We start from the raw sequence: 18,735 nt of genomic DNA on the forward strand, positions 1-18,735 counted from the left end.
GTGCTGATGCTGTTCGTCACGGCTGCGGTGACGCATCTCCTGACCGCGCCGGTACGGAAGTTCGCCATCGCGATCGGGGTGGTCCCCGAGGTCCGGGCGCGTGACGTGCACCGCGAGCCCACCCCGCGCCTGGGCGGCATGGCCATGTTCGGCGGACTGCTGGCCGGACTGCTGGTCGCCTCGCACCTCCCGCAGCTGGAAGAGATCTTCACCCAGAGCTCCACGCCCCGGGCCCTGCTGTCCGGGGCGACGCTGATCTGCCTCCTCGGTGTGCTCGACGACAAATGGGGCGTCGACGCGCTGGTCAAGCTCGGCGGGCAGGTCCTCGCCGCCGGAGTGATGGTCTTCCAGGGTCTGACCATCCCCTGGCTCCCGGTGCCGGGCACGGACGGCATCTACCTCTCCGACTGGCAGAGCACCCTGCTGACCGTCGGACTCGTCGTCGTCTCCATCAACGCGGTCAACTTCGTCGACGGACTCGACGGACTGGCCGCGGGCACGATGGGCATCGCGGCGACGGCGTTCTTCCTGTACGCGTACCGGCTCTGGTACGGCTACGGGATCGAGGCCGCCGCGTCCACCACGCTCGTCTCCGCGATTCTCGCGGGCATGTGCCTCGGCTTCCTCATCCACAACTCCCACCCGGCGCGCATCTTCATGGGCGACTCGGGCTCCATGCTGCTCGGCCTGCTCATCGCCGGATGCGCCGTCTCCGTCACCGGGGACGTCGACCCGAGCCTCCTCAACCAGTCGGTGGACGGCACGTCCGGCTCGGCCGCGATGGTGCCGGTCTACATTCCGCTGCTGCTTCCGCTCTCCGTCATCGCGCTGCCCGTCGCGGACCTGGTGCTGGCCGTCGTCCGGCGCACCTGGAACGGGATGTCCCCGTTCGCCGCCGACAAGGGCCACCTCCACCACCGGCTGCTCCAGCTCGGCCACTCGCACCGCCGGGCCGTGCTGCTCATGTACTTCTGGTCGGCGCTCTTCTCGTTCGGGATCGTGGCCTACTCGGCGCGGGGCGCCAAGTCCTGGATGCTGTACGGGATCGCGGGCGTCTGCGCGCTGGGCCTGTTCCTGCTGCTCCAGCCGCGTTACGAGGCCCGCCTCACCCGCCGTCTGTTCCCCCGCGGCCGGTTCCCCAGGCGCCTGTTCGCCCGCCGCCGCAAGGGCCGCGTCATCGCCGGTGGCAGCACCCCGGCCGACGCCCCCCGCGCCTCCGTGGACACCGGGCACCGAGCCGCCTGACGGGCCCGGCGGCCCCGGGGCCGCTTCCCCCATGCGGCCGGTTCATCCTTTGGTCGGGCCCTCGTGGACTTTCGGCGGACGCCCCCGCCCGGACCCGCTCGGCATGCTGACGGTACCGCCCGAGCAGCCGACCATCCGGGAGCCGAAGTGCGTCACCACAGCAAGCCCAACGCGGGGATCAGCCGAGCCGGGTTCCTGGCCGGGGCCGGGGCGATCGGAGCCGCCGTGGCCGCCGGCCCCCTCCTGACCAGCGCCCCCGCCGCGGCGATCCCGGCCCCGAAGACCGGTCGAGGCCTCACCCATCGCGGGGTCTGCTACACGATCGGCGCCGGCGAGACCCCCGGCACCGCCTGGAGCACCACCCGTATGCGCGCGGACCTCCGCGCCATCAAGGAGGACCTGCACGCAACGTCGATCGAGGTGACCGGCGACGGCGTCGACCGCCTCAACGCCACCGCGTCCGAAGCCGCCGAGCTCGGCCTCCACATCTGGCTCCAGCCGACCCTGGGCGACCGTCCCGCCGAGGAGATCCTCGACCACCTCGCGGAGACCGGCCGCCACCTGGAACGGCTCCGCCGCCAGGGGGCGCGCGCCGACCTGAGCGTGGGATGCGAGTTCTGGCTCTTCGTACCGGGCATCGTGCCCGGCGACAACGCGCAGGAACGCATCCGCAACCTGATGGACGGGAACTTCGACCCGGAGCTGATGATGCGGCGCCTGGCCGCGTTCACGGAACGGGCCGCGGCGGTCGGCCGGTCGGTCTTCGGCGGCAAGCTGTCGTACGCGGCCGCCCAGGACGACGAAGTGGACTGGAACCTCTTCGACATCGTCGGCATCGACTACTACTCGTACTTCCCCGAACGGGCCCAGTACGCCCGCGAACTCCGCCGCTACCTGCGCTGGGGCAAGCCGCTGGCGATCACCGAGTTCGGCACGTGCGCGTACCGGGGAGCGCCCGAACTGGGCGGCATGGGCTGGGACACCGTCGACTACACGAAGCAGCCGCCCGAGATCAAGGGCGACCTGGTCCGCAGCGAACGCACCCAGGCCGCCTACCTCACCGAACTCCTCGGCGTCTTCGAGGAGCTGGGCCTCTACGCCGCGATGGCCTTCGAGTTCCTCACCCCGGACGCCCCGTACTCCCCCGACCCGCGCTACGACCTGGACATGGCGAGCTACGCCGTGGTGAAGCCGGTCAAGAACCGGTTCGACGACCCGGCTTCCGACTGGCACTGGGAGCCGAAGCAGGCGTTCCACGCCCTGTCCCGCTGCTACGCCCGAGCAAGCCGCCACTGACGAGCGCGCCGGACGCCTCTTGGGTCAGGTCCGTGAAGGAAGCGGGCTCTTCGCGGACCAGAAGTCCGACTCGACATTCGGGATGGGGGTCTTTCCCTCGGCATAGTTCGGCCCCACTGTCTTCGCCTTCGGCAACGCGACCTTGGAACGGTTCACACAAGGCGAGGCGACTTCGAAGAACGCCTGGCCCGCGCCGCCGATGAGCACCCGCACATTGAATTGGTCAGGCGTCCTGTAATACATGGCAGGCATGTCCGACGTATTCACGGAGAGCAGCTTGTACCCCTGCCCCTTCCAATAGCGCTCGATCACTCCCAAGAAGCTGCCCCGCCGTTCCTTGGAGATGATCGTCATGACCGCTCGACTTCTTTGCACGTCGCAGCTGCCTTCGGTCGCCCGCTCATGGGTCCAGTGCACCGGTGGCTCGATCGCGGCGAAAGTCCCATCGAGGATCTCGTCCGCCCTGTCCGCCGCCCCCTGCATGTCCATCTTCACCTCTGCTTGATGAGAGCGATCCAGTACTCCGCACCCGGTCATCAAAAGAACAGACACAACCAGAATCGCATATTTGAAGATCCTCATCGAGGCACCTCCGGGACGACCTGCCCCGACTTGCCGACGACGATCCTGGCGATGTTGTCAGCCGATTTCTGATCCTTGGCCGGGTCGAAGTAATTCGAGTGTGCCGACATTGCCCCGCGGTCCTCCAAAACAGTTGCCCCGTCCGAGACCAGGAACCGTGTCGCGCCGAAATCCCTGCTCGCGGGGTCGGTGCCGAACCAGCGCTCACTGGGGTCGGTCTGCGCGTCCTGCGCCATGTAGCCGCTCACGCCTCCTACGACGGCTCCGGAAGCGCCGCCGATCAAAGCTCCGGGCGGCCCTGCGATACCCGCACCCAGAACGAGCCCCGTCGATCCCCCGCCGACCGCGCCCGAGGCCATTCCGGTCGCTTCCGCATGACTCGGGAGCTTGGTGACGACGTCGTTGTCAGCCGCACCCACGAACACATGCCCCTTGCCCACGTTGAGCTCCCCGACGTTGTCCGCGCCGGTGCCGGGGCTTCCGACCAGGATGATGTCGTCGGCACCGGGAATTCCCCCTTCCGCCTGAGCCTCCAGCCCCACGGTGAGGGACCCGTAGGAATGGCCGATCGCCGTGACGTGGGGTGATTGTCCTTCGTGCGTGGCGGAGATCCCCTCCATGAAGGTGTTGTAGTCGGGGGCTCCCGCCACGGCATCGTGGGCGAACATCACGCTTTTGCCACTGGTCAGATCGCCCGGTGTCAGCTGCGGCGCGTCGTAGCCGAGCCAGACGATCGACGAGGTCGTGTGGAACGGATCGAAGCGGCTGGCGCCAAGAGCCGTCTGCAGCGCGCGGTTCACCGTTCCGTCGGCGAAATCCGCGTCCAACTTGGTGCCGAGGCCGGGTACGTACGCCGAGACGTTGTCGGCGGTGTCGGGGTTGCCGTAGGCGATGATCGCCCGGCCGTTGCCCTCGTCGCCGATGCCCAGCAGGTACATCGGCGGTTCGCCGCCCTGTTCCAGCTTCTCCTGGATGCCCTTCAGGCCGCCCAGCATGTCCCGGGAGGCTTCGTCGTGCCTCGCGCCGAGTTCTCCGATGAGGAGGTGGAGGTTCTCCCGGTTCGCCTCGTCCCGTGCCAGCGCCGGAATTCCGTCCAGGTTCCCGATCAGCCCGGGAAAGGCGGAGATGTACTCCTCGCGCTGTTGCTCGCCGAGGCGGTCCCACCAGTCCTTGCGCTCCGCGGGCGAGGCGTCGAGCGGAATGTTCTTCTCCAGGTACTGCTGGGCGGCGCCGCTCACCGAGTCGGCGTCCGCCGCCGCGTCCGCCCACGTTCCGGTGTCCACCGTGAGGCCGGGGGTCGCCTTGAGCCTGGCGAGGGCGGTGTCGTACCGCGCGTCGATCTCGCGCGCCTCCCGTAACGCGTGGGCGACGCGGTCCGCGATGTCCTGGGCCTTGGCGCGGTGCGGGTTGGGGCTCTTCAGGGCCGGTGCGCCCGATGCCCTGGCCGGGTCGTACATCCCGTTGGCGTCGAAGTACAGCCCGGGGTTCCCGGCGCCGATCAGCCCGTTGTCACCCACGGCCGAGCCGCCGGGCAGCGGATCTCCGGTCAGCTCGTTCCGGCCGCCGGCCGGGAAGCCGACGCTTCCGTTGTCGTTGACGGAGTATCCGAGGGAGGCGGCGTCCGCGAGCGCGTCGCGTAATCGGCGCTGTGGGGCGCCGAGTTCACCGGCGAGGCCGTCCAGGACACCCCGGACCAGGGCGGTTTCGGTGTGGACGTAGTGGTAGTTCTCGCTCAGCCGCTTCAACCGCTCGACCGCCGCGCGGGCGGATTCGCTGTCCTGGGTCCCGGCGAGCCTGCCGGCCATGTCCCTGTCGACGCGCTCACGGGCGTCGTCGGCGAACGCGGAGGCGGCACGCCAGCCGTCGGCGGCGCCGGTGAGCCGGGTCAGTTCGAGGTCGCGGAGCTGCTGCCAGCTCAGCCCGGGTGCGGTAGTCATGGGCTACTCGCCCCTCCTCGTACCCGGCACCACGACGGCCCCGACGCTCCTGCCCGCCTCCGCGTCCGCCTCGCCGAGCTCCACGGCCACCCGCCGCAGTTTCGGCTCCAGGCTCCCGCACTCGTCGCGGACCCGGCCGAGACGCTCGTCCCACGAGGTGAGAACGGTGCCGAGCGTCCGCCGGCAGGACAGCCCGGCCAGGCCGTCCGCCGTGCCGTCGTGGGCCCCTCGCAGATCGGTCCCGGCCGTGATCGTGCGGGTCTGGAGTTCGTCGGCGGTGGCGGCCGCCTTCGTCCACGGGCCACGCGTGTGCCTCAGCGTTGCGCCGCCGCCGTCGCCGCCGCCGCCGGGTGGATCCGTGCGCCGTGCGGCGGCCTCCGACTTCAGCCGCTCCCACTCGTCCCATGCCATAAGGGCCTCCCCCGTTCGTACCGTCACTACCGTACGTTACGGAACAGGTGCGCCGCGTCGCGGAGGGTTCGGGCGGGTGGGTCGGTTCAGGCCCTCGGGGCGACCTTGGAGAGGCCGTTGATGATGCGGTCCATCGCGTCGCCGCCGGTGGGGTCGGTGAGGTTGGCGAGCATCTTGAGGGTGAACTTCATCAGGAGGGGGTGCGTGAGCCCGCGCTGGGTGGCGATCTTCATCACCTTCGGGTTGCCGATCAGCTTCACGAAGGCGCGGCCCATCGTGTAGTAGCCGCCGTAGGTCTCCTTGAGGACCTTCGGGTAGTTGTTCAGCGCCAGTTCTCGCTGGGCGGGGGTGGAGCGGGCGTGCGCCTGGACGATGACGTCGGCGGCGATCTGGCCCGACTCCATGGCGTATGCGATGCCTTCGCCGTTGAACGGGTTGACCATGCCGCCCGCGTCGCCGACGAGCAGCAGGCCCCGGGTGTAGTGCGGCTGGCGGTTGAAGGCCATCGGGAGGGCGGCGCCGCGGATCGGCTGCGTCATGTTCTCCGGGGTGTAGCCCCAGTCCTCCGGCATCGAGGCGCACCACGCCTTGAGGACCTCGCGCCAGTCCAGCTCCTTGAACGCGGAGGAGGAGTTGAGGATGCCGAGGCCGACGTTGGACGTGCCGTCGCCCATCGGGAAGATCCAGCCGTAGCCGGGCAGCAGGCGGTCCTGGGGGCCGCGGCGGTCCCACAGCTCCAGCCAGGACTCCAGGTAGTCGTCGTCGTGGCGGGGCGAGGTGAAGTACGTACGCACGGCCACGCCCATCGGGCGGTCCTCACGGCGGTGCAGGCCCATGGCGAGGGACAGCCGGGTGGAGTTGCCGTCGGCGGCGACGACGAGCGGGGCGTGGAAGGTGACCGGGGTCTTCTCCTCGCCGAGCTTGGCGTGGACGCCGGTGATGCGGCCGGTGCGGTCGTCGACGACGGGGGCGCCGACGTTGCAGCGCTCGTACAGCCGGGCGCCCGCCTTCTGCGCCTGGCGGGCCAGCTGCTCGTCGAAGTCGTCGCGCTTGCGGACCAGTCCGTAGTTGGGGTACGCGGCGAGGTCGGGCCAGTCCAGTTCGAGGCGGACGCCGCCGCCGATGATGCGCAGGCCCCGGTTGCGCAGCCAGCCGGCTTCCTCGGAGATGTCGATGCCCATCGACACGAGCTGCTTGGTGGCGCGCGGGGTGAGGCCGTCGCCGCAGACCTTTTCGCGGGGGAAGGCCGTCTTCTCCAGGAGGAGGACGTCCAGCCCGGCCTTGGCGAGGTAGTACGCCGTGGTGGAGCCGGCCGGGCCCGCACCGACGACGATCACATCCGCGCTGTGCTCGGAGAGGAGCTGCTCGGTCACGGTCGGATCTCCCGAAGACTCGAAATCGCGTGCCGCGCGGCACCTGTCCCATGCAGTCTAGGGGGGTTGGCTGATCGACTTCCCGAAGGGCTCCCCGATGTCGACCGTGCTTCCCGGCGCTCCCGCCCTGCAACTGCGTGTCCCGACCGACGAGGACGCGCTGGCCTGGCACCGTGCCTTCGACGACCCCGAGGTGATGAAGTTCTTCGGCGGTGTACCGGAGGAGATCTCGCTGTACGAGGAGTTGACGGCCCGGCAGCGCCGCTTCGACGCCGAACTCGGCTACTGCCTGTGGACGGTCCTGGGCGAGGACGGGGAGGTCGCCGGGTTCGCCGGTGCCCAGCCCTGGCCCCGGGACTTCGGCCCGGTCGGCGAGATCGAGATCGGCTGGCGGCTGGCCCGCTCCGCCTGGGGCCGGGGGTACGCCACCGCCGCGGCCCGCCTCACGCTGGAGCGGCTGCGGGCGGCCGGGGTGGAGCGGGTGGTGGCGGTGATCGACGTGGCCAACGAGCGGTCGATCGCGGTGGCCCGGCGCCTGGGCATGGAGCGGGCGGAAACCTTCGCCACGGCGCGGCCGGGCCAGGAAGCGGTCTGCTACCGGCTGACGTTGACGGACGAGGCAGGGGCTTAGGCGTTCACGGCGTCAGCCGGCTTCGCCCAGCCTTTGTACGAAGCCTTCCTACGGCCTTCGTGCGGCCTTCCGGACTTCGCTTGGGTGGCGGGAGCCGGAGCGGGCCTGTGTCCGCGACGGTCGGTGGAGCCCGTGCTGCTCCACCGACCCGTCCTTCCGGCCGTCCGGTTCCGCGCGGCGGAAGCCGCCGGACCTGTGCCTCAGGGGCGTACGCCCCGGTGCAGGGCCACCACGCCGCCGGTGAGGTTGCGCCAGGCGACCTTCGACCAGCCGGCCCGCTGGAGCGCGGCCGCGAGCCCCGGCTGGTCGGGCCAGGCGCGGATGGACTCGGCGAGGTAGACGTACGCGTCCGGGTTGGACGACACGGCGCGCGCGACCGGCGGCAGCGCCCGCATCAGGTACTCGGTGTAGACGGTGCGGAACGGCGCCCAGGTCGGCTGCGAGAACTCGCAGATCACCACCCGTCCGCCCGGCCTGGTCACCCGGTACAGCTCGCGCAGCGCCGCCTCGGTGTCCTGGACGTTGCGCAGCCCGAAGGAGATCGTCACCGCGTCGAAGGTCTCGTCGCGGAACGGCAGCCGGGTCGCGTCGCCCGCGGTGAACGGCAGCCAGGAGTTGCGCTTCTTGCCCTCCTGGAGCATGCCGAGGGAGAAGTCGCAGGGCACGACGTACGCGCCCGTCGCGGCGAAGGGCAGCGAGGAGGTGGCCGTGCCCGCGGCCAGGTCGAGGATCTTCTCCGCGGGGCGGGCGTGCACCGCCTTCGCGACCTCCTTGCGCCACAGCCTGGCCTGGCCGAGGGACAGCACGTCGTTGGTCAGGTCGTAGTTCGCCGCCACGCCGTCGAACATCTCGGCGACTTCGTGCGGCTGCTTGTCCAGGGAAGCTCGGGTCACCCACCCATTCAAGCAGCCCGCTCCCCGGCGCCCGGCCCCGGTGGTGGGTCCGGCCCGGACCGGTACCCGGGCGGACTGAACCGATCGCCCGCGCCGACGGTCAGTACAGGCAGGGGGGCGCGCCGCCGCCCGGAGCCGGGGGGAGCCCAGATGTCCGCACGAGGTGCACGCACGGGGGCCGGGCAGGGGCCGGGTGGACGTCGACGACGGCTGCTGGGTGCCGCCGTGCCGGTCGCGGTGATCTGTGCCGCCGTCCTGCTGGGTCCCCGGTGGAACACGGACGCCGACGACCGGGCGGCGGCCTCCGGCGCGTCGGGCGCGTCCGCGGCGCCCCCCTCGTCCGCGGGCCCGGCGGCCACCGGTACGTTCACCGTCGCCCGGGGCGGCCCGGACGGCTCCGGCGGGCGCGGGAGCAAGGCGTACCGGGTCGAGGTGGAGGACGGTTCGGGCGTGGACCCGGACGGGGCCGCCGCCGAGATCGCCGGGATCCTGGCCGCGCCCCGGGGCTGGGCGCACCACGGCGAGCACCGCTTCCACCGGGTCTCCTCGGGCCCGGCCGGGCTCGTCATCCGCATCGCCACCCCGGCGACCACCGACGCCGTCTGCGGGAAGAGCGGCCTCGACACCCACGGCGAGGTCAACTGCCGGGTCGGCACCGACGTCATGGTCAACCTGAAGCGCTGGCGGCAGGGTTCGCCCGAGTTCCACGGGCCGCTCGCCGAGTACCGGGCGCTGATCGTCAACCACGAGGTCGGCCACTGGCTGGGCCACGGCCACGAGACGTGCCCGGGCCCCGGACGCCCCGCCCCCGCGATGATGCAGCAGATCTACGGGCTGAAGGGGTGCGTCGCCAACGCCTGGCCGTACGGTGCCGACGGCCGGTACCTCGGCGGCCCCGCAGTTCCGTAGTCGGCGGGCCGGAGCCGGACGCACCCGGGGTGTCAGCCCCGGCGGAAGACCAGCCGCCCGCCGAGCACCGTCGCCACACAGCTCCCGGCGCCCCCGGCGTACAGCGCGGCCAGGTCCGGTACGCCGAACACCGCGAGGTCGGCGGGGCCGCCCGCGGTGAGGCCCGACGCGAAGACCTCGTCCCCCGTACCGGCGGCCAGCGGGTCGAGGAGGGCCGGTGCGGCGGCCGGACCGGGCGGGTACGTGCGCAGCCCCGAGCGGGCGACTGCGGTGCGCACGGCGGGGCGGGTGAAGGGGCCGCGCACGGCGGTCGTGCCGTGCCGCAGCATCCGTTGCAGGCCGCGCCGGGCACTGGCACCCCAGCGGTTGTCGTCCATCCCGAGCGCGGCGAGGGCGGTGCCGGTGATCGGTTCGGTGCCGAGTTCACCGGCCTCGCGCGGGTCGGGGTGGTAGGCGGCCTCCAGCAGCGCCGGGGCGGCCGCGTTGAGCAGCCCCGGGGTGATCAGTCCGGACCACCGCCGGACCCGGGCCCCCGGGTGCGCGGCGGTCAGCTCCCGGAACGTGCCGACGGCCAGGACCGCGGAGCCCTCCACGACCACGGCGTCCGCGTCCGCCGGTACGTCGCCGCCCGGCCCGCCGTGCACCGCGTCGGCGGCGTGCACCGTCAGCACGGCCGCCGCCTCAGTTGGCGTCGAGGAGCTTCAGCTCCGGGTGGGCGGTGCCGCCCTCCAGCGCGGTGGAGGAGATGTGCGAGACCACCCGGTCGTCGACCGGGTCGTTGGCCGGGTCGTCGTGCACGACGAGGTGCTCGTACGTGGTGGCGCGCTGGGCCGGGACGCGGTCCGCCCGGCGGATCAGGTCGATGATCTCCAGCCGGTTGGAGCGGTGCTTGGCCCCGGCGGAGGAGACGACGTTCTCCTCCAGCATGATCGAGCCGAGGTCGTCGGCGCCGTAGTGCAGCGACAGCTGGCCGACCTCCTTGCCGGTGGTCAGCCAGGAGCCCTGGATGTGGGCGACGTTGTCCAGGAAGATCCGGGCGATGGCGATCATCCGCAGGTACTCGAAGAGCGTGGCCTGCGTCTGCCCCTTCAGCTTGTTGTTCTCCGGCTGGTACGTGTACGGGATGAAGGCGCGGAAGCCGCCGGTGCGGTCCTGCACGTCGCGGATCATCCGCAGGTGCTCGATGCGTTCGGCGTTGGTCTCGCCGGTGCCCATGAGCATGGTGGAGGTGGACTCGACACCGAGCCGGTGGGCGATCTCCATGATCTCCAGCCAGCGCTCGCCGGACTCCTTCAGCGGGGCGATCGCGGTGCGCGGCCGGGCGGGCAGCAGCTCGGCACCGGCACCGGCGAAGGAGTCGAGGCCGGCGGCGTGGATCCGCTGGACGGCCTCCTCGACGGAGACCTTGGAGATCCGGGCCATGTGCTCGACCTCGGAGGCGCCCAGCGAGTGGATCACCAGCTGCGGGAACGCCTTCTTGATCGCGGAGAAGTGCTTCTCGTAGTACTCGACGCCGTAGTCCGGGTGGTGTCCGCCCTGGAACATGATCTGCGTGCCGCCCAGCTCGACGGTCTCCGCGCAGCGGCGCAGGATGTCGTCCAGGTCGCGGGTCCAGCCCTTGGCGGTGTCCTTCGGCGCGGCATAGAAGGCGCAGAACTTGCAGGCCGTGACGCACACGTTCGTGTAGTTGATGTTGCGCTCGATGATGTACGTCGCGATGTGCTCCGTACCGGCGTAGCGGCGGCGGCGCACGGCGTCGGCGGCCGCGCCCAGCGCGTGCAGCGGCGCCGAGCGGTAGAGGTCGAGCGCCTCCTCGGGGGTGATCCGGCCGCCCTCGGCGGCTCGGTCGAGGATGGGCTGGAGGTCGGCCTTCTCGGTCACCGGGCGTCACCTTTCGGCGGTTTTTGAGCGGATCCACGGACCGGGTCAGCGTACGCCAGCCGTCTTCGGGCTCAGTCGTCGGACCTGCTGAGCGTGGCGTACGGGAGTCCGGCGTCGCGTTCGTCGGACTGGAAGCGCAGGGTGCCGTCGGCGGCCCGGGTGAAGTGGACGTCGGTGGTGGTGGCGGTGCACAGGGCCGGGGTGCTGGGCCGGTCCGGGTCGACGCGCTCGCGGAGCTTCAGCTCCCGGGCGGTGCCGGAGGTGAGGCTGGCGACGCTGTTGCAGCGGACCGTGAGGCCGAGGCTGCTGATCTCGGTGGTCATGCGGACCACGTCCGTGCCCCGCTTCCCCGCGGTGAAGACGGCGGTGAGCGTGCCGTGCGCCTGACCGGTGGTCTTCTCGGTGACCGGCCCCTTCCAGGTGCCGACGAACTCCTTCGGCAGCTCGTCGATCTCCTCCGGGCCCGCGGTCGCGGCGGGCGGGCTGGCGGCCTCCCCGCCGTGCCCCGCGTCGGAGTGGGTGGTGCCGCCCGGGAACAGGTCGAGGAGGAACGCGCCGCCCACGGTCACCGCCGCGAGCGCGCCCGCCACGGCGAGGGCGACGGTGCAGCTCACCCTCCGGCGCCGGTCCGGGCCCCCGTCCCCGTCCCGGTCCCGGCCCACCCCGGCGGTGAGGGCGCCGTGGACCTCGCGCCCGCGCGGTCCGGGCAACCCGGACGCACCGCCGCGCGGCGCAGCGCGGAGGCTCCCCGACGTGCCGTAGCCGCTCGTCGTCCCGCCCGGCCCGCCGCCCGTGCCGGGCTCCGCCGGCCATGAGGGGAGCACGCCCGGGTGGGTCAGCCGGGTCGGGTCGTGGGTGGGGAACGGCCTGGCAGGCGAGCCGAACCCGCCGCCCACACCGCTGGTCCCGGTCGCTCCGCCCGCGTCGCCCTGCGTGGTGCCCGGCCCCCAGGCCGCGCCGCTGAACGGCACCGGCCCCGACTGCTCCGGCGTGTCCTGCGGCTCCAGGTTCAGCAGCGCCACCGCGGTCCGGCTGACCTCGCGCTCCACCGGGCCGGGCAGCCAGCCCGCCGTCACCAGCGCGGCGGCGCCGTCCGGCGCCAGCCGCCGGGCCAGCTCCCGGGGCGTGGGCCGGTCCCCGGGCTCCTTCTCCAGGCACCCGGCGACGACCTCCAGCAGGTCCCCGGTCAGCTCCCCCAGCTCCGGCTCCTCGTGCACCACCTTGTAGAGGAGCACCGCCGAGGAGTCGCCGAGGAAGGGGGCGCTGCCGGTCGCCGCGTACGCGAGTACCGCGCCGAGCGAGAAGACGTCGGCCGCGCCCGAGATGTCGGTGCCCCGGATCTGTTCCGGCGCCATGTAGCCGGGCGAGCCGACCGAGACCCCGGTCGAGGTGAGCGAGGCGGTGGCATCGAGCGCGCGGGCGATCCCGAAGTCGATCAGCCGGGGCCCGTCCACGGCCAGCAGTACGTTGGACGGCTTCACGTCGCGGTGGATGACGCCCTGCTCGTGGACGGCGGCCAGCGCCTCGCCGAGCCCCGCCCCCAGGGTCCGCACCGCGCTCTCGGGCAGCGGGCCGTGCTCCTGGATCGCGTCGGAGAGCGGCGGACCCGCCACGTAGCCGGTGGCGACCCACGGGATGGGCGCGTCCGGGTCCGCGTCCAGCACGGGGGCCGTCCACTGCGCACCGATCCGCCGCGCCGCGTCCACCTCGCGCCGGAACCGGGCGCGGAACTGCTCGTCGAGCGCGAAATGCGGGTGCACGACCTTGACCGCGACGGTGCGTCCGCCCGCGCTGCGCCCCAGATAGACCCGTCCCATGCCGCCCGCACCGAGTCTGCCGAGCAATCGGTAGGAACCGACGGTCAGCGGTTCGCCGGCTTCCAGCGGCTGCATATGTGGACTCCCCTGCTGTACCGGCCCGACCTCCGACCGAAGCCTAGGGGGCGAAGGTCATCAGGTCCCAGGGGAAACCATCCGCCTATTTCGCCCCCAAGGGAACGAAGAACAACTTTCGGCACAACAAAAGGCGCGAATGAGTCGTTCACCCGAGCGATTCCGAGCCAGGGTCCGGACCTGGTCCAGACCCGTCCGGGAATCGGTTATTCATCGCTTATTCGTCCGAATCCAGGCGGACCGACGGAAGGAACACCGCGGAGCGCGGGGCGCGACGGAAGGAACACCGGACGACCGGGCGGGCGGCAGAAGGAACGCCGGGGAGAACACCGGGAAGAACGCCCGGGAGAACACCGGAAGGACGGCCCCGGATAAGCGGCCGGGAAAGTACGACATTCATCCATGCCGCGCCTTTGGGGCATGCCCCGGACCCCTGCCCGGAGGCATGCCTCGGGGCCCCCTGTCCCGGCCGGACCGGAACGGGACCGGCCCGGGCAGGGGCCCATGGCGGGGGCGCGCAGCGCGCGGCGCGCGGCGCGCGCTCCGCGCCGGGTCAGCCGCCGAGCAGCTCCACGTTCACATCGGCCGGGAAGCCGGTCGTGGGGCCGACCCGGCGGGCGAACTCCCGCACGCCCGCCAGCTGGTCCGGGCCGAAGCGGAAGTCGAGGGTGGTGAAGTACCGCTCCAGCACCTCGGAGTCGAACGCCTCCCAGCGCGCCGCCTGCTCCGCGACCTTGGTGACCTCCTCCAGCGAGAGGTCCCGCGAGGCCAGGAACGCCTCGTGCACCTTGGCCACCTGCTCGGGCTCGCGCGCCAGGAAGTCCTTGCGGGCCGCCCAGACCGCGAAGACGAACGGCAGCCCCGTCCAGTCCTTCCACATCTGGCCCAGGTCGTGGACCTGGAGGCCGAGCCGGGGCGCGTCGTGCAGATTGGCGCGCAGCGCGGCGTCGCCGATGAGCACCGCGGCGTCCGCCTCCTGCATCATCAGGCCGAGGTCCGGCGGGCAGGTGTAGTAGTCGGGGGTGACCCCGTACCGCTCGGCCAGCAGCAGCTGGGCCAGGCGCACGGAGGTCCGCGACGTCGAGCCGAGCGCCACCCGGGCCCGGTCCAGCTGGTCCAGCGGCACCTGCGACACGATCACGCACGACATGACGGGCCCGTCGCAGCCCACCGCGATGTCGGGGAAGGCGACCAGGTCGTCGGCGTTGCGCAGGAACTCGACCAGCGTGACGGGGCCGATGTCCAGATCGCCCTTGACCAGCTGCTCGCTGAGCTTCTCCGGGGTGTCCTTCGACAGCTCCAGGTCGAGCAGGGTTCCGGTCCGCGCCAGGCCCCAGTAGAGGGGAAGGCAGTTCAGGAACTGGATGTGGCCGACGCGCGGCCGGCTGCGGCGGTCGTCGCCTTCGACGGCCGAGACGGTTGAGACGGTTGAATTGTCCACATCGCGAGGCTAGACCTGTGACCCGAAACCGACGCCACCGGGGGCTCGGGACGCGCCCCGCACCACCCCCGAAGACGTTCCGGGACCGGCCGGAAGCCACCCGGAAGGGGCACTTCGTACGCCGCGAAGTAACCCGTGCGACACCCTCCCGTACGCCCACTTCAAGTGGCGGATGGAGGGGCCAATCAAACATCCGGGTGAAGTGATCTTTCCCTCTACCGTTCGATACACGCTGCGTGCTAGGCTCGACGCAAGTTGCAGTTTGGTTTCCCTTGCAGTACAGAGCCTGCGGAGCATGTAACCCGCAGGCTTTTGTAGTTTTCAGACTTCTATGCAGGTTCTGGAGCAGGGCAACCCTTTGGCCCAAGGAGGGCTTATGGCTACCGGAACCGTCAAGTGGTTCAACGCTGAAAAGGGCTTCGGCTTCATCGCCCAGGACGGCGGCGGCCCGGATGTCTTCGTCCACTACTCCGCGATCAACGCGTCCGGGTTCCGCTCCCTCGAGGAGAACCAGGTCGTGAACTTCGACGTCACTCAGGGACCCAAGGGTCCGCAGGCTGAGAACGTCACCCCGGCCTAGTTGCCCGGGTCGGCCGATCGCGGCCGGCTAGTAGTACCCAAGGAGCCCCGCTCCTCCGCTTCGGCGGGGAACGGGGCTCCTGCCTTTTCCCGCCCAGTTCCACCGCCCGCCCTCCCGCCTTCCCGGCGCATTTCTCCCGCCGTTCACGCGTCGACCGGCCGGCGTTCCGTGCGCCTTTCTCCGCCCCCTTTCCACCGCGTTCCTTTCTTCCGCCGCCGGGCGTGCGAGGGCGGTGCTTGACCTTGACACCGTGTGAAGCGGTGGACTCGGAGACGTCATGTTCACCATCGGAGACTTCGCCAGGTACGGGCGGGTATCGGCCCGGATGCTGCGTCATTACGACGCCATCGGGCTGCTGCACCCCGACCGCACCGACCCCGCCACCGGCTACCGCTTCTACGGAGCCGGCCAGCTCTCGCGCCTCAATCGCGTCATCGCTCTCAAGGATCTCGGCTTCACCCTTCAGCAGGTGCAGGCCATCCTCGACGAGCAGGTGGGGCCGGAGGAGCTGCGCGGGATGCTGCGGCTGCGCCGGGCCGAGTTGGAGGAGGCCATGCGGGCGGCGGCCGCACGGCTGGCGCAGGTCGAGGCGAGGCTCCGGTCGATCGAGAGCGAGGGACGCATGTCCACGAACGACGTCGTCGTCAAGCAGGTTCCGGCGGTACGGGTCGCCGAGTTGTCCGGCATCGCGGCGAGCTACGGGCCGGAGCACATCACGCCCGTGATCGGGCCGCTGTACGAGCGGCTGTTCCCGCTGCTCGGCGGCTCGGGCGTCCGCCCGAGCGGTCCGGGGATCGCGTACTACGAGGACGCCCCGGAGGGCGGCGCGGTCGTCGTCCACGCGGGGGTCACGGTGTCCGCCCCGGTGGGCCCGGTGGGCGACACCGGGATCACGGTGGTCGAGCTGCCCGCGATCGAGGCGGCGACCATCGTCCACCACGGCTCGATGGACGGCGTGCTGCCGACCTCCCAGGCCCTGGCCCACTGGATCGACGCGAACGGTTACCGGTCCCGGGGGTACAGCCGGGAGGTCAGCCTGGAGTGCCCCGAGGACCGGAGCAAGTGGGTGACGGAGCTCCAGGAGCCGATCACCGGGGCGTGACGCGGAGGGTCGGGGCGGGGGGCCGCTTTCCCTTCCGCCCCGTACCGCCGGGCACTGTTCTAAAAGGTGCCGGCCGGGGCGGGGACCGGAGCGCCGTCGGTGCTCCGGGCCTCGTCGCGGTCGTACGCGACGATGCTCAGGATCTCGTCGGCGAGCTGCTGCGGGTGGGCGGTCTCCAGGCGCGTGCTCAGGCCGATCCAGGTGGAGTAGTGGACGGATCCTCCCGGGCCCGCCACACCGTCCGACTCCTTGACGACCGACCACTCCGAGTCGCCGCGGTGGAAGGTGTACGTGTCGTGGTCGGCGACGATCGCGATGTCGCAACCGCACCCGAACCCCTCGTCGTCGTCCGGGTCGTACGCGCCGTCCTCGTGGCGGGTGTTCAGCGTCACGGCCCCGTCGTGCCCTGCGTCGAGCAGGGCCGCCACGGCGACCACGGTCCGGTGGACGTCGGCGGGCACCGGGGCCGAGCAGGGAGTCGCGTGCAGGGCGCGCACCGTGGTGGCGGCGTGCCGGGCGACCAGTCCGTGGACCGTCTCGGACGCCGACCGCAGCGCTTCCAAGGCGTCGTCCAGGTCCGCCGACGGTCCGGCCTCGCCGCGTTCGGCGATCCGGCCGGTGGCGAGGGCGAGTTCCCGGAGCGCGTCGGCGCCGTGCCGGAGCTGGACGAAGAGTGCCGAGGCGACCGTCGCGGCGTCCCGCGTGGTGTAGAGGGACCAGGGATCCGACAGGGCCCGGACCGCGGCTCCGGCGGTCTCGGCGGCCGCGCAGGCCATCTCCGTCGATCCTTCGGGGTCGTGCACACCGTGCTCGACCGTGTCGCGCACCTCCGTGACGAGGTCGCTGTACCGGTCGGCGGCTTGCTCGTACAGGGCGCTCCACGGAGCGTCGTCGGGGCCGGCTGTCGGGGGCTGGTGGTGGGGCATGCCCGGGATCCTGTCAGAGCCGACGCGGCGTCGGGCCGTCCCGGAACCGGGTCCGGGGCGCCGCCGAGGGGGTGGGACGCGGTCGTCCGTTCGGACATCGGCGTCGGCGGCGACGGGCGGAATTCACCCGAACCGATGATCCCGTCGGAAGAGTTGACGGCCAGGTGCCTCACCGGGCTCCCGGCGGGCGGCCGGGAGGGTGTACCGGAAAAAAGATGTGACACTTCCCCTGAAAGTGTCACATCTTTCCCCCTGCCTCTGCCCCGCTACCGCCCGCCGCCGGGGCCCGGCCACAGACCGTCGTCCGTGAGTCCCAGCAGGTCGATCGCGTTCCGCCGGACGATCCGGTCGACCACGTCCGCGTCCAGGTGCCCCATCTGCGCCTCGCCCACCTCGCGCGACTTGGGCCAGGTGGAGTCGGAGTGCGGGTAGTCCGTCTCGTACAGGACGTTGCCGACGCCGATCGCGTCCAGGTTCCGCAGCCCGAAGGCGTCGTCGAAGAAACATCCGTAGACGTGGTCGGCGAACAGCTCCGACGGCGGACGGTGCACCTTGTCGGCGACGCCGCCCCAGCCCCGGTTCTCCTCCCAGACCACGTCGGCGCGTTCCAGGATGTACGGGATCCAGCCGATCTGTCCTTCCGCGTACATGATCCGGAGGTTGGGGAACCGTTCGAACTTGCCGCTCATCAGCCAGTCGACCATGGAGAAGCAGCAGTTGGCGAAGGTGATCGTGGAACCGACCGCGGGCGGGGCGTCGGCCGAGGTGGACGGCATCTTCGAGGACGAGCCGATGTGCATCGCGATCACCGTCCCCGTCTCGTCACAGGCCCGCAGGAAGGGGTCCCACTCGTCCGTGTGAATCGACGGGAGCCCCAGATGCGGGGGTATCTCGGAGAACGCCACGGCGCGCACCCCCCGTGCCGCGTTGCGCCGGACCTCCGCGGCGGCCAGCTCCGCGTCCCAGAGCGGGATCAGGGTGAGCGGGATCAGCCGGCCCCGCGCCTCGGGGCCGCACCACTCCTCGACCATCCAGTCGTTGTACGCCCGCACCCCGAGCAGCCCCAGCTCGCGGTCGTTCGCTTCGGTGAAGGTCTGGCCGCAGAAGCGCGGGAAGGTGGGGAAACAGAGCGCGGACTGCACGTGGTTGACGTCCATGTCGGCGAGCCGCTCCGGCACCGAGAACGAACCGGGACGCATCTGCTCGTAGGTGATGATCTCCAGCTTGATCTCGTCCCGGTCGTAGCCGACCGCGGTGTCGAGGCGGGTGAGCGGGCGGTGCAGGTCCTCGTACACCCACCAGTCGCCGACCGGCCCGTCGTCGCCCTTCTCCCCCATCACGGGCGCGAACTTTCCGCCCATGAAGGTCATTTCCTTCAGCGGGGCACGAACGATCCGCGGACCGCGGTCGAGGTACTTGGACGGGAGCCGGTCCCGCCAGACATGAGCGGGCTCCACCGTGTGGTCGTCCACCGAGATGATCTTCGGGAAGGTCTCCATGCTTTCCACGGTAGCGTTGATCTGACGAACCGTCAGCTCCCTGGACCGGACCCCGTCCGGAAACGTCGCCGAGGGCTTGTAGGGCTTGTGCAGAGAGCCACCCACTGCTGACGCGCCCGCCCCGGACAAGGCAGACT

General features: G+C 71.4%; 17 protein-coding genes. 6 read left to right on the top strand and 11 right to left on the bottom strand.

Annotated features, from left to right (window positions below; translation table 11 throughout):
• Positions 1-6 precede the first annotated feature (6 nt).
• Positions 7-1,245 (top strand): MraY family glycosyltransferase, encoded by a 1,239-nt coding sequence (locus ACWC97_RS26670; RefSeq protein ID WP_450651991.1) that lies wholly within the window; start codon positions 7-9, stop codon positions 1,243-1,245.
• 147 nt (positions 1,246-1,392) lie between these two features.
• Positions 1,393-2,541: an abortive phage infection protein gene (locus ACWC97_RS26675; protein WP_450651992.1), complete on the top strand. Its 1,149-nt coding sequence runs from the start codon at positions 1,393-1,395 to the stop codon at positions 2,539-2,541.
• A gap of 24 nt (positions 2,542-2,565) precedes the next feature.
• Here the strand turns inward: ACWC97_RS26675 and ACWC97_RS26680 are convergent, their stop codons facing one another.
• The 4 genes from ACWC97_RS26680 to ACWC97_RS26695 form a co-directional block, all read right to left on the bottom strand.
• Entirely contained in the window at positions 2,566-3,123 is a 558-nt protein-coding gene (locus ACWC97_RS26680) for a hypothetical protein (RefSeq protein ID WP_450651994.1), read from the bottom strand.
• Positions 3,120-5,060 (bottom strand): alpha/beta hydrolase, encoded by a 1,941-nt coding sequence (locus ACWC97_RS26685; protein WP_450651996.1) that lies wholly within the window; start codon positions 5,058-5,060, stop codon positions 3,120-3,122. Before ACWC97_RS26685 ends, ACWC97_RS26680 begins: the two co-directional genes overlap by 4 nt.
• Before the next feature lie 3 nt (positions 5,061-5,063).
• Entirely contained in the window at positions 5,064-5,471 is a 408-nt protein-coding gene (locus ACWC97_RS26690) for an amino acid ABC transporter permease (protein WP_450651998.1), read from the bottom strand.
• 86 nt (positions 5,472-5,557) lie between these two features.
• Entirely contained in the window at positions 5,558-6,844 is a 1,287-nt protein-coding gene (locus ACWC97_RS26695; protein ID WP_352275991.1) for a geranylgeranyl reductase family protein, read from the bottom strand.
• Positions 6,845-6,941: 97 nt separating this feature from the next.
• On the opposite strand from ACWC97_RS26695, the gene ACWC97_RS26700 reads away from it, so the two are divergent.
• On the top strand, positions 6,942-7,475 hold the full coding sequence (locus tag ACWC97_RS26700; RefSeq protein WP_450652000.1) for a GNAT family N-acetyltransferase: 534 nt from the start codon (positions 6,942-6,944) through the stop codon (positions 7,473-7,475).
• A gap of 200 nt (positions 7,476-7,675) precedes the next feature.
• On the opposite strand, the gene ACWC97_RS26705 is transcribed toward ACWC97_RS26700, so the two are convergent.
• The gene (locus ACWC97_RS26705) at positions 7,676-8,368 is read right to left on the bottom strand and encodes a demethylmenaquinone methyltransferase (RefSeq protein WP_352275988.1); all 693 of its coding nucleotides are present in this window, start codon (positions 8,366-8,368) and stop codon (positions 7,676-7,678) included.
• A gap of 150 nt (positions 8,369-8,518) precedes the next feature.
• On the opposite strand from ACWC97_RS26705, the gene ACWC97_RS26710 reads away from it, so the two are divergent.
• Positions 8,519-9,277 carry a DUF3152 domain-containing protein gene (locus tag ACWC97_RS26710; protein ID WP_450652002.1) on the top strand — a complete coding sequence of 253 codons (759 nt, stop codon included), beginning with the start codon at positions 8,519-8,521 and terminating at the stop codon, positions 9,275-9,277.
• Positions 9,278-9,309: 32 nt separating this feature from the next.
• Here the strand turns inward: ACWC97_RS26710 and ACWC97_RS26715 are convergent, their stop codons facing one another.
• From ACWC97_RS26715 to ACWC97_RS26730, 4 genes are all read right to left on the bottom strand, one after another.
• Entirely contained in the window at positions 9,310-9,948 is a 639-nt protein-coding gene (locus ACWC97_RS26715) for an imidazolonepropionase-like domain-containing protein (RefSeq protein ID WP_450652004.1), read from the bottom strand.
• 10 nt (positions 9,949-9,958) lie between these two features.
• Entirely contained in the window at positions 9,959-11,158 is a 1,200-nt protein-coding gene (gene mqnC / locus ACWC97_RS26720; RefSeq protein WP_352275985.1) for a cyclic dehypoxanthinyl futalosine synthase, read from the bottom strand.
• Positions 11,159-11,229: 71 nt separating this feature from the next.
• The gene (locus ACWC97_RS26725; RefSeq protein ID WP_450652005.1) at positions 11,230-13,050 is read right to left on the bottom strand and encodes a serine/threonine-protein kinase; all 1,821 of its coding nucleotides are present in this window, start codon (positions 13,048-13,050) and stop codon (positions 11,230-11,232) included.
• Positions 13,051-13,603: 553 nt separating this feature from the next.
• Positions 13,604-14,491 (bottom strand): menaquinone biosynthetic enzyme MqnA/MqnD family protein, encoded by an 888-nt coding sequence (locus ACWC97_RS26730; RefSeq protein WP_352275983.1) that lies wholly within the window; start codon positions 14,489-14,491, stop codon positions 13,604-13,606.
• Positions 14,492-14,867: 376 nt separating this feature from the next.
• On the opposite strand from ACWC97_RS26730, the gene ACWC97_RS26735 reads away from it, so the two are divergent.
• On the top strand, positions 14,868-15,071 hold the full coding sequence (locus ACWC97_RS26735) for a cold-shock protein (protein ID WP_003967102.1): 204 nt from the start codon (positions 14,868-14,870) through the stop codon (positions 15,069-15,071).
• Between the two features lie 277 nt (positions 15,072-15,348).
• Positions 15,349-16,173 carry a MerR family transcriptional regulator gene (locus tag ACWC97_RS26740; RefSeq protein WP_450652007.1) on the top strand — a complete coding sequence of 275 codons (825 nt, stop codon included), beginning with the start codon at positions 15,349-15,351 and terminating at the stop codon, positions 16,171-16,173.
• 59 nt (positions 16,174-16,232) lie between these two features.
• Here the strand turns inward: ACWC97_RS26740 and ACWC97_RS26745 are convergent, their stop codons facing one another.
• Positions 16,233-17,099 (bottom strand): hypothetical protein, encoded by an 867-nt coding sequence (locus ACWC97_RS26745; RefSeq protein ID WP_450652009.1) that lies wholly within the window; start codon positions 17,097-17,099, stop codon positions 16,233-16,235.
• Positions 17,100-17,365: 266 nt separating this feature from the next.
• Positions 17,366-18,598, bottom strand: coding sequence for an amidohydrolase family protein (locus tag ACWC97_RS26750; protein WP_352275978.1), 1,233 nt, complete (start codon positions 18,596-18,598; stop codon positions 17,366-17,368).
• Between the last annotated feature and the right edge of the window lie 137 nt (positions 18,599-18,735).

The organism is Streptomyces sp. NPDC001108, from assembly GCF_053598535.1.